The following is a 14,163-nucleotide window of genomic DNA, read 5'->3' as shown; positions in this document are numbered from 1 at the left end:
CCTGTACGCGCCCCCGCAGCCGGACCAGAGGCCGCCATCACGCCTCTGGCCTGCGGTTACTGACCCTCCGTCACGGTCGACCGGCAGAACGGCGGAAGTGCCGGTACTGCCGCTCAGCGCAGCCGGGTGACGCCCATCGCCCGGGACAGCCGCAGCGCCTCCCGCCAGTGCCCGACGGCGAGGCCGGGCGCGCCGAGGGCGGACTGCGCGCGGCCGAGCGCCAGCAGGGCCCGCACCTCCCCCGGCAGGTGGCCGGTCTCCCGGTGCACGGCGAGCGCCCGGTGGCCGCTGTCCAGCGCCGCCCGCGGCTGGTCCAGCCTGGTGCGGACGCAGGTCAGGGCCGTGAGCGCGTTGCCTTCGAGCATGCGGAAACCGGCCGCACGGGTGAGTCGGAGAGCGCTTTCCACGTGCGGCAGCGCGGCCTGCGGATCGGAGTCGGAGCGGGTGGTGGCGAGGCCGATCAGGGCGACGGCCTGCGGGTGCCGGTCGTCGCCGGCCTCGGCGAGGCGCAGCGCCTCCCGGTAGCCGGCGGCCGCGTCGGCCCGGCGGTGCGCGCGTTCCTGTGCGGCGGCCAGCGCGAGGTGGGCGCCCGCCTCCAGCGCGGGGTGGCGCACGCTCCGGGCGGCGGTGATCGCCGCCCGGGCGAGCAGCCGGCCGGCGGCGGGGTCGCCGAGGTCGGTGCGCGCCCCGGAGAGGCAGCTCAGCGCCACCGCCTCGCTGAACGTGTTGCCGGTGCTGCGGTGCATGGGCAAGGTCGCGTCGAGCAGCCGGACGGCATCGGCGGGGCGACCCAGGGCGCGGCGGACGACGGCCAGGTTGGTGCGGTCGACGGCCTCCTCGGCGTAGGCGCCGCAGTCGTGGTGCAGCCGGGCGGCCCGGGCGAAGTGCTCGGCGGCCTGCCGGAGCCGGCCGAGCTTCCCGCAGATCAGTCCGAGGACGGTGAGGTCGTCCGGGTGCCCGGCTGCGGCCGCGGTGAACTGCCGTGCGGCATCGGGACGCTCGGCGTAGGCGCGTTCGGCATCGCGACGTTCGGCATCGCGGCGTTCGGCGAGCCGGCGGGCGGTGGCGGGGAAGCCGGTGTCGCAGGCCTGCCGGACGACGGCGGCCAGGTCCCCGGTCCCGGCGCCCGTCAGGTACCGGTCGAACAGCCGCTGCCGCGCGGCGTCCGCCTCCTGACGTTCGGTCAACTTCCGGGCGTGGGCGCGCAGCAGCCCGGGCAGCGCGTACCGGCCGGCCGGGTGTTCGCGCAGCAGGTGGGCGTCGGCCAGGGTGCGCAGCAGCGCGGCGGCCTCGGCGGGGTCGGTCTCCGCGAGGGCCGCGGCGCCGTCGACGGTGGTGTCCGGGCCCGGGAGCAGGCCGAGCAGGCGGTACAGCCGCCGGGCGGGGCCGGGCAGCGCCCGGTAAGACAGGTCGAACGCGGCCCGGACGGTCGAGCGCGGGTCGCCCTCGACGTGCAGCAGGTCGAGCAGGTCGTCGCCGGCCAGCCGGGCGCAGTGCTCGGCGATCGTGCCGTCCCGGGCGACCAGGTCGGCGCCGGCGGCGCGGACGGCCAGCGGCAGCCCGTCGCAGAGCTCCACCAGGCGGCGGGCGGCGTCGGGTTCGGCGGCGGTCCGGCACTCGCCGACGACGCTGCCGAGCAGGTCGCGGGCCTCGTCCGGGTCGAGCGCGCCCAGCGTGAGGCGGCGGGCGCCGTCGCCGGCGACCAGCCCGGTCAGGCGGTGGCGGCCGGTGACCACGACGGCGCAGCCGCGGGCGCCGGGCAGCAGCGGCCGGACCTGCTCGGGGTCGCGGGCGTTGTCCAGCACGATCAGCGCCCGGCGGTCGGCGAGCAGTGTGCGGTAGAGCGCGGCGGCCTCGTCCGGGTCGGCGGGGAGCCGGTCGGGCGGGGTGCCGAGGGCGCGCAGGAACCGGGCGAGCACCTCGGCGGGCCGCAGAGCGGGCTGCGCGGAGTGGCCGTGCAGGTCGATGTACAACTGCCCGTCGGGGAAGTGCTCGCGGCGGGTGTGCGCCCAGTGCACGGCGAGGGCGGTCTTGCCGATGCCGGGCGGGCCGACCACCGTGACCAGGCGCGGCTGCGGGCCCGGGGAGACCAGGGTGTCGAGGACCTGGAGCTGGGCCCGGCGGCCGAGGTGGCGGCCGGTCTCGGCGGGCAGCTGGGCCGGCGGGCCGCCCACGGGCCTCCCGGGTCGGCTCGGCAGGCCGCTCTCCGACCGTACCGGTGGCGGGAGTTGACGCCGGAGCACCCGCAGGTGGGCGTCGTCGACCTCGGGGCCGGGGGCGATGCCGAGTTCCTCGTCGAGGCGCTCGCGCAGACGGTGGAACACGTCGAGCGCGGCGGCCTGTTCACCGTCGCCGGCCAGCGCGAGGATCAGCCGGGCGTGCAGTCCTTCGTGCAGCGGCTCGGCGTGCACCAGCTCCCACAGCCGGGGGACGGCGTCGGCGGGCCGGTGCAGCAGCAGGGCGGTGTCGGCGTACAGCAGCGCGGCGCGGATCCGCCGTTCGCCCGCCGCGACGGCGGCCGGGTGCCCGCGCAGCGCGAGGTCCGCGTCGGCGAGCACCGGGCCGCGCCACCAGCCCAGCGCCCGGGCCAGCGTCTCGTGGACGGTCGCCGGGTCCGGCGCGTGGTGCGTGCAGACGGTGCGGGCCAACAGGGCGTCGAAGCGGCCGAGATCGGTGTCCTCCGGGCCGGCCGTCAGCCGGTAGCCGACCGGCGTGCGGACCACCCCGCCGGCCCCGAGCAGGCGGCGGACCTGGCTGACGTAGGTGTGCACCAGGCTCTGCCGCGACTCCGGCGGCCCGTCCGGCCAGAGCGTGTCGGTGATCTCCTCCGGGGTGGCCGGCTCCGGGTGCTTGAGCGCCAGCAGTCCGAGCAGGCGGCGCAGCATCGGGCTGGCGACGGGAACGGTCCCGTCGCCCTGCCGGAGCGCCAGCGGCCCGAGGACCAGCAGCCGCGGCGAGCCCTCGGCACCCGCCAACTCGTTCTGATCATCAACGAGTTCGGCCATCTCCTCACCGGTCAGCGCGAACGCCTCGGCCAGCTTCCGGAGGGTGCCCGCCCGCGGCCGCCCGACCCGTCCCTGTTCGAGGTCGCGCAACGCCCGCGCACTGAGCCCGGCCCGCTCGGCGACCACCTGCTGGCTCAGCCCGGCCCGACGGCGCAACGCCCGCAGCCGGGGACCGAACGGAGCCCCGCCGACCGCCGCCGGTCCCGCCATCGCATCCCCCTCGTCCGCCCCGGACGGCCAGTCTGGCCGGGCCGTTCGCCCCCGGCAAGGGAGGACCGACGGGCGGTCGGCTCAGCCCGTCAGCCGGCCGAGCAACCGACTCCAGCGGCCGGGCCCGCACCCACGACGCCGCCGGCCAGCGGCTCTTCACCGACCTGCCGGTGAGCTCCGACGCCGGGCCGAACAACAAAAATCCCCAGGTCATCGACCTGGGGATTCCTTGAAGAGCGGGCGACGAGAATCGAACTCGCGCTCTAAGCTTGGGAAGCTCATGTTCTACCATTAAACTACGCCCGCACTGACGGTCCGTCAGGGACGGATCGATCAAGCACCACTGTACCCCATGCGGCGGGGCGGCAGGGCCGGGTTCCGGGTGGCGGCGAGCCTCGTGGGGTGGTGTCCGGTTGATCCCCTAATGTGACGCTGTCTGCGGAACTGTGGGAAGGGGACCGATGGAGCAGCGCACCGTGGTTCGTTGTGCCGAGGGGCATGTGTTCAGTACGGCGGCGTTTCCGATGCAGCAGTTGCAGGCGGGCCGGCTGGGGCCGGGGCGGTTGTTGCGGTGCCCGGGGTGCGGGCGGCTGCGGAATTCGGTGCCGGCGGACGTGTCGGAGCTGTCGGCAGCCCAACTGGGGCGCGGCGCGCGGCGGTAGGCCTTCCGGGCGGCCATCGCAGCAGGTCCACGGGCCGGTCGCTTTTGGGCGGCCCGGCCCGGGGCACGTACCCTCGGGGGCGTGCTGCTCTCTGACAATGACATCCGTGCCGAGATCGACAAGGGGCGGGTCGTCGTCGACCCGTTCGACCCGTCGATGGTCCAGCCGTCGAGCATCGACGTCCGCCTCGACCGGTTCTTCCGGGTTTTCGAGAACCACCGCTACCCGCACATCGACCCCTCCGAGGAGCAGCCGGACCTGACCCGGCTGGTGGAACCGGAGGGCGACGACGCGTTCATCCTGCACCCGGGCGAGTTCGTGCTGGCGTCCACCTACGAGGTGATCACGCTGCCGAACGACGTGGCGTCGCGGCTGGAGGGCAAGTCCAGCCTGGGCCGGCTCGGCCTGCTGACCCATTCGACCGCGGGCTTCATCGACCCGGGCTTCAGCGGCCACGTGACGCTGGAGCTGTCGAACGTGGCGACGCTGCCGATCAAGCTGTACCCGGGGATGAAGATCGGCCAGCTGTGCCTGTTCCGGCTGTCCTCGCCGGCCGAGCACCCGTACGGCTCGGAGCGCTACGGCTCCCGGTACCAGGGCCAGCGCGGCCCGACGCCGTCCCGGTCGTTCCAGAACTTCCACCGCACCCAGGTCTGAGCCGCTTCGGCAGAGCGCACGGACAGCAGACAGACGCCAAGGAGGGCCGGTCCCGCAGCCGCGGGGCCGGCCCTCGTCGTGCGTCAGGCGCGCTTGGGGCCGGTCCGGGCGACCAGCTCGGTGCCGTCCGCGGAGAGGGTCAACTCGGTGCGCAGTTCGACGAGTTCGCCGAGGTGGTGGAGGTGGGTTCCGCCGCAGGGGATCTCCGCGGCGCCGTCCGGGAGGTCGGCGTGCCAGCGGCGGCGGGCGGTGAGCTCGGGGCCGGGGACGTCGATCCGGACGGCCGCGTCGGCGGCGACCCAGGCGGCCAGCCGGGCGTTGACGTCCGCGGTGAGGGCGGGCAGCGCGTCGGCGAGGGCGGGGAGCTCCTCGGTGGCGTCGACGGTGAAGCCCTTCTTCTTCAGCGACTTGCCGATCCGGTAGGTGTCGGTGCTGGCCTCGGTGTCCATCACCGAGGTGTCCATGGCGAGGCTGTCGAAGTCCGGGTTCCCGAAGGCGTCGGCGCGGCCCGGGTCCTTGCGCCAGCGCGGCGCGAGCGCGGCGTTCAGGGCGAGCGCCAGCAGGTGGCAGCCGGTGTGCGCGGCGGACAGCAGCGCCCGGCGCTCGGCGTCGACGGCGAGTTCGGCGGTGCGGCCGACGGCCTCCGGCCCGAGCACGTCGGCGGGCAGCACGTGCAGCACCAGCCAGGACCACTCCTCGTCGCCGCGCCGGACCGGGATGTCGGCGCCGGCCGCGAACTCACCGGCCGGGCCGTGGCCACCGGTGAGGCAGTCGACGACGGGGTGCGCGACGCCGTCGACGGTGAGGGTGCCGAGGTCGGCGGGCTGGTCGGGCCAGGTGTGGTCGACGGGGTGGAACGGGGTGGCCTCGGTGACCACGGCGGTGCGCCCGTCCGGCAGGGTGTGCACGGCGAGGATCGGCGAGGCGCCGGTCACCGCCCCGGCCGGGAAGCTGACGTGGGTGGTGGGCAGGCTCATGCGCGGGCTCCGGACGGGTTCTGAGGGTGGGCCGAACACCCCACCCTACAAAGATCCCGCCATCCGGACGGCCGGGGCTCCGCGGCGGCCGCGGCGGCCGCGGCTCAGCCCAGCGTGGGCAGCTTGATCAGCACCAGCAGCGCGAGCAGCTGCACCGCCGCCGCCCCGGCCGCCTTGCCCCAGGGCAGGTCGTGGATCCGCCGCACCAGGATGGTCAGCAACGCCGCACAGCCCACCCAGGTCGCCCAGCCGACGGCCTGCACCACCAGGTTGTCGGCGGGCAGGAACAGCGCGAGCAGCAGGCGCGGGGCGTCGGTGGTCCAGCTGACCAGCACGGACAGGCCGACCGTCGACTGCCAGGGGCCGTCGCCGCCGAACTGCCGGGCCAGCGCGTAGGTGACGGCGCTGAGGATGCCGCCGGCCACCGTGAAGCCGATCGCGGCGGCGGCGATCGCCCACAGCGCGACCGCGAAGGTGGAGTGCACCACCTCGTCGTAGGTGCTGTCGAGGGCGAACACCGCGAGCACGCCGTACAGCAGCGACACGCACAGCGCGGGCAGCCAGACCTGGTGGTCGCGCATCCGGTCGAAGGTCGCGCTCGGGCGGCGGTAGATCCCGGCGAGCAGCTCCCGCCAGGGCAGCCGGGGCCCGCCGAGGTGCGGCGCGGCCTGCCCGCCGGCCCGGTAGACGGCGACGTTGTCCTCGACCGGCCGGCCGCCCTGCTCGTACGGCTGCTGGTAGTAGCCGTCGTCCGCGCCGCCGTACGGCTCGCCGTAGGACGCGTCGTACGGCTGCTCGCCGACCGCGAAGGCCCGGGTGTGGCCGGGCTGGTCGCCGTAGCGGTCGCCGGGCTGCGCGGGCGGGGGGCCGGGGTAGCCGGGGGTCGGGGCGGTGAAGTACTCGGGGACGCCGGTGGGCGCGCCGCGGTACGGGTCGCCCTGCGGGGCGCCCGGTTGGGGTGCCGTCCAGCCGTACTGGGGGTCGGCACCCCATCCGTCGTCGTGTCGATTGCCAGCCACGCCATGACGGTACCCGCAAGGGCCGGCCCCGGTCGGGTGATCATGACGGCGGGGCCGGATTGCAGCCGTCCCGTGACGCGGCCGCGCGGGGCGTGCGTCAGCCGGCGACGCGGCTGCCGGGCGCGTGCACCGCGGCGGCGTTGCTCAGGCCGGCCTCGCAGCCGCCGGGGCCGGCGGACAGGCGCACGGCGCCGACCGGCAGGCGGGTGCCGCAGGCGATCCGCAGGCCGTTGGAGAGCTCGTTCTCGGCCTCCAGGGCGGCGCCGTCGCCGATCACCACGCCGTCCAGCGAGCAGCGCTCACCGATCTCGGCGAAGGCGCCGACGATGGAGTCCTTGACGTACGCGCCGGCCTTGATCCGGGCGCCCTGGAGCACCACGCTGCCCTCGACGATGGCGCCGGCGGCGATCTCGGCGCCCGCCGAGACCACGGTGCCGGAGCTGAGCACGGCGGCCGGGTCGACCTGCGAGCCGGCCAGCAGCAGGGCCTCGCCGGTCGGGCCGGGGACGGCCGGGGAGTCGACCTTCCCGAGCACCAGGTCGGCGGAGCCGCGGACGAACGCGGCCGGGGTGCCGAGGTCCAGCCAGTAGGAGGTGTCGACGACGCCGCGCAGCAGGGCGCCGGTGGCGAGCAGCTCGGGGAAGGTCTCGCGCTCGACGGAGACCTCACGGCCGGTCGGGATGCGGTCGATCACCGAACGGGTGAAGACGTAGCAGCCGGCGTTGATCTGGTCGGTGACGATCTGCTCGGGGGTCTCGGGCTTCTCCAGGAAGGCGAGCACCCGGCCGCTCTCGTCGGTCGGGACCAGACCGAAGGCGCGCGGGTCGGCCACCCGGGTGAGGTGCAGGGTGACGTCGGCGCCGGAGGCGGCGTGCTCGTCGCGCAGGCCGGCGATGTCCAGGCCGGACAGGATGTCGCCGTTGAAGATCAGCACCGGCTCGTCGGGACCGCAGGTCAGGCCGGCCGCGGCGTTGCGGATGGCGCCGCCGGTGCCCAGCGGCTCGTCCTCGGTGAGGTAGACCAGTTCGAGGCCGTACGGGCTGCCGTCCTTGAAGTGGTCGACGAAGACGTCGGCCAGGTAGGAGGTGGCGAGCACGACGCGGGTGACACCGGCGGCCGCGGCGCGGGCCAGCTGGTGGGCGATGAACGGGACGCCGGCGACGGGCAGCATGGGCTTCGGCGTGTGCGTGGTCAACGGGCGCAGTCGAGTGCCCTTGCCGCCGACCAACATGATCGCCTCGGTCATGTGCTATCTCCCCTGGTCAGATTCCGGCGGCCCGGCTCGACTGGGTCCGGTGCGCTGCTCGGTGACTGTGTCGGACCGGCATCAGGCGGCCTCCGACGGGAACCGGCACCTTACCTGGCCCCGCCGCATACTCTATTTGCTCGAACACCGTGTCAAAACCACTGCCCCCGTCGGGCAGCTGTACGGGCGTCGACCGGGTCCGGGCCCCGTCCTCGCACCCGCGCCGCAGGCCACCGGGCCTGGGGCCGCAACCCCTACGGCAGCAGCCAGGAGCGTTTGGCGGTGGTTCCGGCGCCGGTGCCGCCGGAAGCGTTCAACTGGGCGACGGCGGTGGCGGGCAGCGCCTGGTCCCAGACCTGCACGTCGGAGATGGCGCCGTCCCAGAAGTCGCTCCAGGTGTTCTTGTAGCGCACCCGGCCGAGCTGGAGCCCGCCGGTGGTCTGCCAGACGCCCTGGACCGCGGTGGTCTGCTGGAGCACCCCGTCGACGTACAGCGTGATCTTCTTGGCGCCCGCGTCGTAGACGCCGGTGAGCAGCGTCCACCGGCCGGTGGTGGCGGCGCCGGCGGCGGTGGAGAAGGCCTGGTAGGTGGTGTTGTCCTGGGCTCCGGCGGCGGTCTGCACCTTGAACACCCACTGGTTGTGGGTGCCCCAGTCGTCCCGGCCCAGGTAGAAGGAGTAGTAGCTGTCGCCGCCCTGGGTGACCACGGCCCGGCCGCCGGTCGGCGCGTTGTTGCGGACCACCGCCGAGACGGTGAAGGACCGGGAGGTGTCGACCACGGGGCTGCCGCTGTCCGCCCAGCCGTCGGTGTTGCCGTGCAGGACCAGGGTGGGCCCGGTGTGGCCGGCGGTGCCGCCGACCGCGGAGCCGCCGCCGAGGGTGAGCCCGGGCAGCGTCGGCGCGGGCGCGTTCGGCTTTCCGGTGGCGCTCCCGGTGGGCTTGGCGCCGGTCCGGGCGGACGCCGAGCCCGAGGGCTGCGCGGAGCCGGACGCCGAGGCCGGGGCGGACGCGGACGCCGGGTCGGACGGGCCGGGGCTCGGGTCGGCGCTCGGTGCGCCGGAGGCGGGGCCGTCGGGCTGGGCGGTGACGGCGGGCGCGGAGGTGTTCCCGGCGTTGTCGGACGGCCCGGAGAGCGCGACGGCGGTGGCGACCGCGCCGCCGATCAGGGCCACGCCGAGCGCGCCGGCGCCGATCTGCAGCCGCAGGCGGCGACGTCGGTGCTCGCGTTCGTTGGCCTCGGCGAGCGCCGCCCAGTCGGGGGCCGTGCTGGTCACCGGCGGCAGTTGGTAGGAGGGTCTCCCGCCGAAGCCACCGGGCCCCGGTGTTCCCCCGTCAGCAGTCATGCGGCAGATGCTAGGTCATCGTTGATCATCCAGAACGCCCGGACCCCGGAGCCGCAACGGGCGTCCGGGGTCCGGGGAGCGGGGCGGGCGTCAGGCCTCGACCGGCTCCGCGTCGGCGGCGGGGAGGGCCTTGACCGACTCCAGCAGCAGCTGGGCGACGTCGACGACCTTCAGGTGCTCCTTGGCGGCGCCCTCGTTCTTCTTGCCGTTGACCGAGTCGGAGAGCATCACCAGGCAGAACGGGCAGGCGGTGGAGACGATGTCCGGGTTGAGGGACAGCGCCTCGTCCACGCGCTCGTTGTTGATCCGCTTGCCGATCCGCTCCTCCATCCACATCCGCGCGCCGCCGGCGCCGCAGCAGAAGCCGCGCTCCTTGTGGCGGTGCATCTCCTCGTTGCGCAGGCCGGGCACCTTGCCGATGATCTCGCGCGGCGGGGTGTAGACCTTGTTGTGCCGACCGAGGTAGCACGGGTCGTGGTAGGTGATCAGGCCTTCCACCGGGTTGACCGGCAGCAGCTTGCCCTCGTCGATCAGGTGCTGCAGCAGCTGGGTGTGGTGGATGACCTCGAAGTGGCCGCCGAGCTGCGGGTACTCGTTGGCGATGGTGTTGAAGCAGTGCGGGCAGGTGGCGACGATCCGCTTGGTCGGCGCGTCCTCCAGCGCGGCGTTCAGGGTCTCGACGTTCTGCGCGCCGAGCATCTGGAACAGGAACTCGTTGCCCAGGCGGCGCGGGGAGTCACCGGTGCAGGTCTCCTCCTTGCCGAGGATCGCGAACTTGACGCCCGCGGTGTGCAGCAGCTCGGCGAAGGCCTTGGTGGTCTTCTTCGCCCGGTCCTCCAGGGCGCCGGCGCAGCCGACCCAGTACAGGTACTCGACCTCGGCGGGGTCGATGTCCTCGCCGATCACCGGCACCTCGATGCCGGTCTCCTTCTTCAGCTCCTTGACCCAGTCCAGGCGCGCCTTGGTGGCCAGGCCCCACGGGTTGCCCTTGTTCTCCAGGTTCTTGAGCATCGTCCCGGCCTCGGTCGGGAAGTTGCTCTCGATCATCACCTGGTAGCGGCGCATGTCGACGATGTGGTCGATGTGCTCGATGTCGACCGGGCACTGCTCGACGCAGGCGCCGCAGGTGGTGCAGGACCACAGCACGTCCGGGTCGATGACGCCGCCCTCCTCGGCGGTGCCGATCAGCGGGCGCTCGGCCTCGGCGAGGGCCTCGGCCGACACCCCGGCGAGCTGCTCGCCCGACGCCTTCTCCTCGCCCTCCATGTCCTTGCCGCCACCGGCCAGCAGGTACGGGGCCTTGGCGAAGGCGTGCTCGCGCAGGCTCATGATCAGCAGCTTGGGCGACAGCGGCTTGCCGGTGTTCCAGGCGGGGCACTGCGACTGGCAGCGGCCGCACTCGGTGCAGGTGGAGAAGTCGAGGATGCCCTTCCAGGAGAAGTGCTCGACCTGCGAGACGCCGAACACCGCGTCGTCGGCCGGGTCCTCGAAGTCGATCGGGGCGCCGTTGCTGGTCATCGGGCGCAGGGCGCCCAGCGCGGTGCCGCCGTCCTCCTCTCGCTTGAAGTAGATGTTGAAGAAGCCCAGGAAGCGGTGCCAGGCGACGCCCATCGACGGGTTGATGCCGATGGTGGTGGCCCACGCGAACGAGATGACGATCTTCAGCATCGCGAACAGGTAGATCAGGTTGACCAGGGTGCCGTGGGCGGTGCCCTCGAACGCGGCGACGATCGGGTACGAGATCAGGTACGTCGGGTCGTAGGAGGTGACGCCTTCGAGGGCGCCCTCCAGGCCGCGCAGCATCATGATGCAGATGCCGATGCCGAGGATCGTGTACTCGACGTAGAACGCCTGCCAGGCGATCGAGCCGGCGAACCGGGACTTGCGGCCGGACCGGGACGGCAGGCTGAGCAGCCGGATCACGATCAGGACGGCGATGCCCAGGGTGGTCAGCGTGCCGATCAGCTCGACGAAGATGTTCCAGATCAGCCAGTGGCCGATGATCGGCAGCGCGAACTCGGCGTCGAAGAGCTGACCGAACGCGTTGACCAGGGTGAGGATCAGCGAGAAGAAGCCGACCGCGACGAACCAGTGGGCGACGCCGACCACGCCCCAGCGGTTCATCCGGGTGTGGCCGAGGAACTCCTTGGCCACGGTGGCAACGCGCTGCGCGGGCTGCCCGAATCGGGTGCTGTCGGCAGAGCCGGTGCGCACCACCTTGTAGATGTACAGCGCCGCCCGGGCGGCGAGCGCGGTGCCGATCACAAAGGTGACCAGCGAGATGACGATCGCTGCTAGCTGCATCGGCTCTCCGTCTCCAGCGGCTATGGTCCGAGTCCTACCCGGAGTGTACTGGTCGGTAACTTTCCGGGTCGACGGGCCGGACATTACCGCGCGTTAACACCCACCCAGAAGATGTTCAAGGTATGGCGGCAGTCACTATGCCCGGACTCACCCGTCCGGAGCACGCCGAAAGCCCACGTCGGACGCCTCGCGACATAAGCGCTCAGTAAAGTTGAGCGACAAGGACTCAAAGCTGTTGACGCTTCCGCGTCGGTCGTGCATCCTTGAGCCTGTACTGCTCAACTTCTCCCCGGAGGTATTCACGATGGCACGCGCGGTCGGCATCGACCTCGGTACGACGAACTCCGTCGTCAGTGTTCTTGAGGGCGGTGAGCCCACGGTCATCACCAACGCCGAGGGCGCTCGGACCACGCCGTCCGTCGTCGCCTTCGCCAAGAACGGCGAGGTGCTCGTCGGCGAGGTCGCCAAGCGCCAGGCGGTCACCAACGTCGACCGGACCATCCGTTCGGTCAAGCGCCACATGGGCACCGACTGGAAGATCGGCATCGACGGCAAGGACTTCACGCCGCAGCAGATCTCCGCCTTCGTCCTGCAGAAGCTCAAGCGGGACGCCGAGGCCTACCTGGGCGAGACGGTCACCGACGCCGTCATCACCGTCCCGGCCTACTTCAACGACTCCGAGCGCCAGGCCACCAAGGAGGCCGGCGAGATCGCGGGCCTGAACGTCCTGCGCATCGTCAACGAGCCGACCGCCGCCGCCCTGGCCTACGGCCTGGACAAGGACGACCAGACCATCCTGGTCTTCGACCTCGGTGGCGGCACCTTCGACGTCTCCCTGCTGGAGATCGGCGACGGCGTGGTCGAGGTCAAGGCCACCAACGGCGACAACCACCTCGGCGGTGACGACTGGGACCAGCGCGTCGTCGACCACCTGGTGAAGGTCTTCCAGTCCGGCCACGGCGTCGACCTGTCCAAGGACAAGATGGCCGTCCAGCGTCTGCGCGAGGCTGCCGAGAAGGCCAAGATCGAGCTGTCCTCCTCCTCGGAGACCTCGATCAACCTGCCCTACATCACGGCCTCCGCCGAGGGCCCGCTGCACCTGGACGAGAAGCTCACCCGCTCGCAGTTCCAGCAGCTCACCGCCGACCTGCTCGACCGCTGCAAGGTCCCGTTCCACAACGTCATCAAGGACGCCGGCATCCAGCTGTCCGAGATCGACCACGTGGTCCTGGTCGGTGGCTCGACCCGCATGCCGGCCGTCGCCGAGCTCGTCAAGGAGCTGACCGGCGGCAAGGACGCCAACAAGGGCGTCAACCCGGACGAGGTCGTCGCCATCGGCGCGTCCCTGCAGGCCGGTGTGCTGAAGGGCGAGGTCAAGGACGTCCTGCTGCTCGACGTCACCCCGCTGTCCCTGGGCATCGAGACCAAGGGCGGCATCATGACGAAGCTGATCGAGCGCAACACCACGATCCCGACCAAGCGCTCCGAGATCTTCACCACCGCCGAGGACAACCAGCCCTCCGTGCAGATCCAGGTCTACCAGGGCGAGCGCGAGATCGCGGCGTACAACAAGAAGCTCGGCATGTTCGAGCTGACCGGCCTGCCGCCGGCCCCCCGCGGCCTGCCGCAGATCGAGGTCACCTTCGACATCGACGCCAACGGCATCATGCACGTGGCCGCGAAGGACCTCGGCACCGGCAAGGAGCAGAAGATGACCGTCACCGGCGGCTCCTCGCTGCCGAAGGACGAGGTCAACCGCATGCGCGAGGAGGCCGAGCGCTACGCGGAGGAGGACCACAAGCGCCGCGAGGCCGTGGAGACCCGCAACCAGGGCGAGCAGCTCGTCTACTCGACCGAGAAGTTCATCGCCGACAACGCCGACAAGCTCCCGGCCGACGTCAAGACCGAGGTCGAGACCGCCATCGGCGAGCTCAAGGAAGCCCTCAAGGGCGAGGACATGGCGGCCATCCGCACCGCCACCGAGAAGGTCTCCACCACCGCCCAGAAGCTCGGCGCGGCGCTGTACGCGCAGGCCGACGGCGCGGGTGCGGCCACCGGTGCGGCCGGTGCCGGCGAGGCCGGCGCCAAGGACGACGACGTGGTCGACGCCGAGATCGTCGACGACGAGAAGCCCAAGGGCGGTGCGGCATGACGGAGAAGCCGCAGGGCGAGCAGCCCGGCGACGACTCCGCCGCCGAGGAAGCCGTGCTGAAGGCCGCCGAAGAGGCTGTCGCAGGCGCGGGTGCCGACGAGCTGGCCGCCGCCAAGCGCGAGGCCGGCGAGCGCACCGCCGACCTGCAGCGTCTCCAGGCCGAGTACCAGAACTACCGCAAGCGGGTCGAGCGCGACCGGGCCACCGTCCGGGAGATCGCGGTCTCCAACATCGTGGAATCGCTGATCCCGGTGCTGGACGACATCGGCCGGGCCCGTGAGCACGGCGAGGTGACGGGCGGCTTCAAGTCCGTCGCCGAGTCGCTGGAGACGGTCGTCGCCAAGCTCGGGCTGCAGCAGTTCGGCAAGGAGGGCGAGCCCTTCGACCCGACCATCCACGAGGCGCTGATGCACAGCTACTCGTCGGACGTCACGGAGGACACCTGCGTGCAGATCCTCCAGCCCGGGTACCGGATCGGCGAGCGGATCATCCGCCCGGCGATGGTCGCGGTCGCGGAGCCCCAGCCGGGCGCCCAGACCACCGGCGAGCCGGACGGCGACAAGGCTGACGGTTCGTCCGACAGCTGAG

The 14,163-nt window shown here is 72.7% G+C and carries 9 protein-coding genes, 1 tRNA gene and 1 pseudogene; 4 read left to right on the top strand and 7 right to left on the bottom strand.

Going from position 1 to position 14,163, the window contains the following annotated elements; genetic code table 11:
- Positions 1-113: 113 nt before the first annotated feature.
- The gene (locus CG736_RS29185; RefSeq protein ID WP_198520647.1) at positions 114-3,215 is read right to left on the bottom strand and encodes a BTAD domain-containing putative transcriptional regulator; all 3,102 of its coding nucleotides are present in this window, start codon (positions 3,213-3,215) and stop codon (positions 114-116) included.
- A gap of 235 nt (positions 3,216-3,450) precedes the next feature.
- A tRNA-Gly gene (locus CG736_RS29180) sits at positions 3,451-3,521 on the bottom strand.
- Positions 3,522-3,676: 155 nt separating this feature from the next.
- Here CG736_RS29180 and CG736_RS38100 point away from each other — a divergent pair.
- The gene (locus CG736_RS38100) at positions 3,677-3,877 is read left to right on the top strand and encodes a hypothetical protein (protein WP_043915270.1); all 201 of its coding nucleotides are present in this window, start codon (positions 3,677-3,679) and stop codon (positions 3,875-3,877) included.
- Between the two features lie 81 nt (positions 3,878-3,958).
- Positions 3,959-4,534: a dCTP deaminase gene (dcd, locus tag CG736_RS29170; RefSeq protein WP_100589142.1), complete on the top strand. Its 576-nt coding sequence runs from the start codon at positions 3,959-3,961 to the stop codon at positions 4,532-4,534.
- Positions 4,535-4,617: 83 nt separating this feature from the next.
- On the opposite strand, the gene CG736_RS29165 is transcribed toward dcd, so the two are convergent.
- From CG736_RS29165 to CG736_RS29145, 5 genes and pseudogenes are all read right to left on the bottom strand, one after another.
- On the bottom strand, positions 4,618-5,511 hold the full coding sequence (locus CG736_RS29165) for a metal-dependent hydrolase (protein WP_100589141.1): 894 nt from the start codon (positions 5,509-5,511) through the stop codon (positions 4,618-4,620).
- Positions 5,512-5,615: 104 nt separating this feature from the next.
- Positions 5,616-6,530: a Yip1 family protein gene (locus CG736_RS29160; protein WP_100589140.1), complete on the bottom strand. Its 915-nt coding sequence runs from the start codon at positions 6,528-6,530 to the stop codon at positions 5,616-5,618.
- Positions 6,531-6,702: 172 nt separating this feature from the next.
- Positions 6,703-7,776 (bottom strand): annotated as a pseudogene (locus CG736_RS29155) (sugar phosphate nucleotidyltransferase); the annotation flags it as partial.
- Between the two features lie 254 nt (positions 7,777-8,030).
- Complete coding sequence (locus CG736_RS29150; RefSeq protein ID WP_157815786.1) at positions 8,031-9,119, bottom strand: LamG domain-containing protein; 1,089 nt, start codon at positions 9,117-9,119, stop codon at positions 8,031-8,033.
- Between the two features lie 90 nt (positions 9,120-9,209).
- On the bottom strand, positions 9,210-11,423 hold the full coding sequence (locus tag CG736_RS29145; RefSeq protein ID WP_100589137.1) for a (Fe-S)-binding protein: 2,214 nt from the start codon (positions 11,421-11,423) through the stop codon (positions 9,210-9,212).
- Between the two features lie 304 nt (positions 11,424-11,727).
- On the opposite strand from CG736_RS29145, the gene dnaK reads away from it, so the two are divergent.
- Entirely contained in the window at positions 11,728-13,575 is a 1,848-nt protein-coding gene (dnaK, locus tag CG736_RS29140; RefSeq protein WP_043915278.1) for a molecular chaperone DnaK, read from the top strand.
- Positions 13,572-14,162, top strand: coding sequence for a nucleotide exchange factor GrpE (gene grpE, locus CG736_RS29135; protein WP_100589136.1), 591 nt, complete (start codon positions 13,572-13,574; stop codon positions 14,160-14,162). The genes dnaK and grpE overlap by 4 nt, the downstream gene beginning before the upstream one ends.
- Position 14,163 lies beyond the last annotated feature (1 nt).

Origin of the sequence: Kitasatospora sp. CB02891 (genome assembly GCF_002803145.1) — a bacterium.
In the GTDB taxonomy this organism is placed as follows: Bacteria; Actinomycetota; Actinomycetes; order Streptomycetales; family Streptomycetaceae; genus Kitasatospora; species Kitasatospora griseola.
Note: the sequence above shows the minus strand (reverse complement) of the source record. Positions and strands in the feature narration are given on the sequence as shown.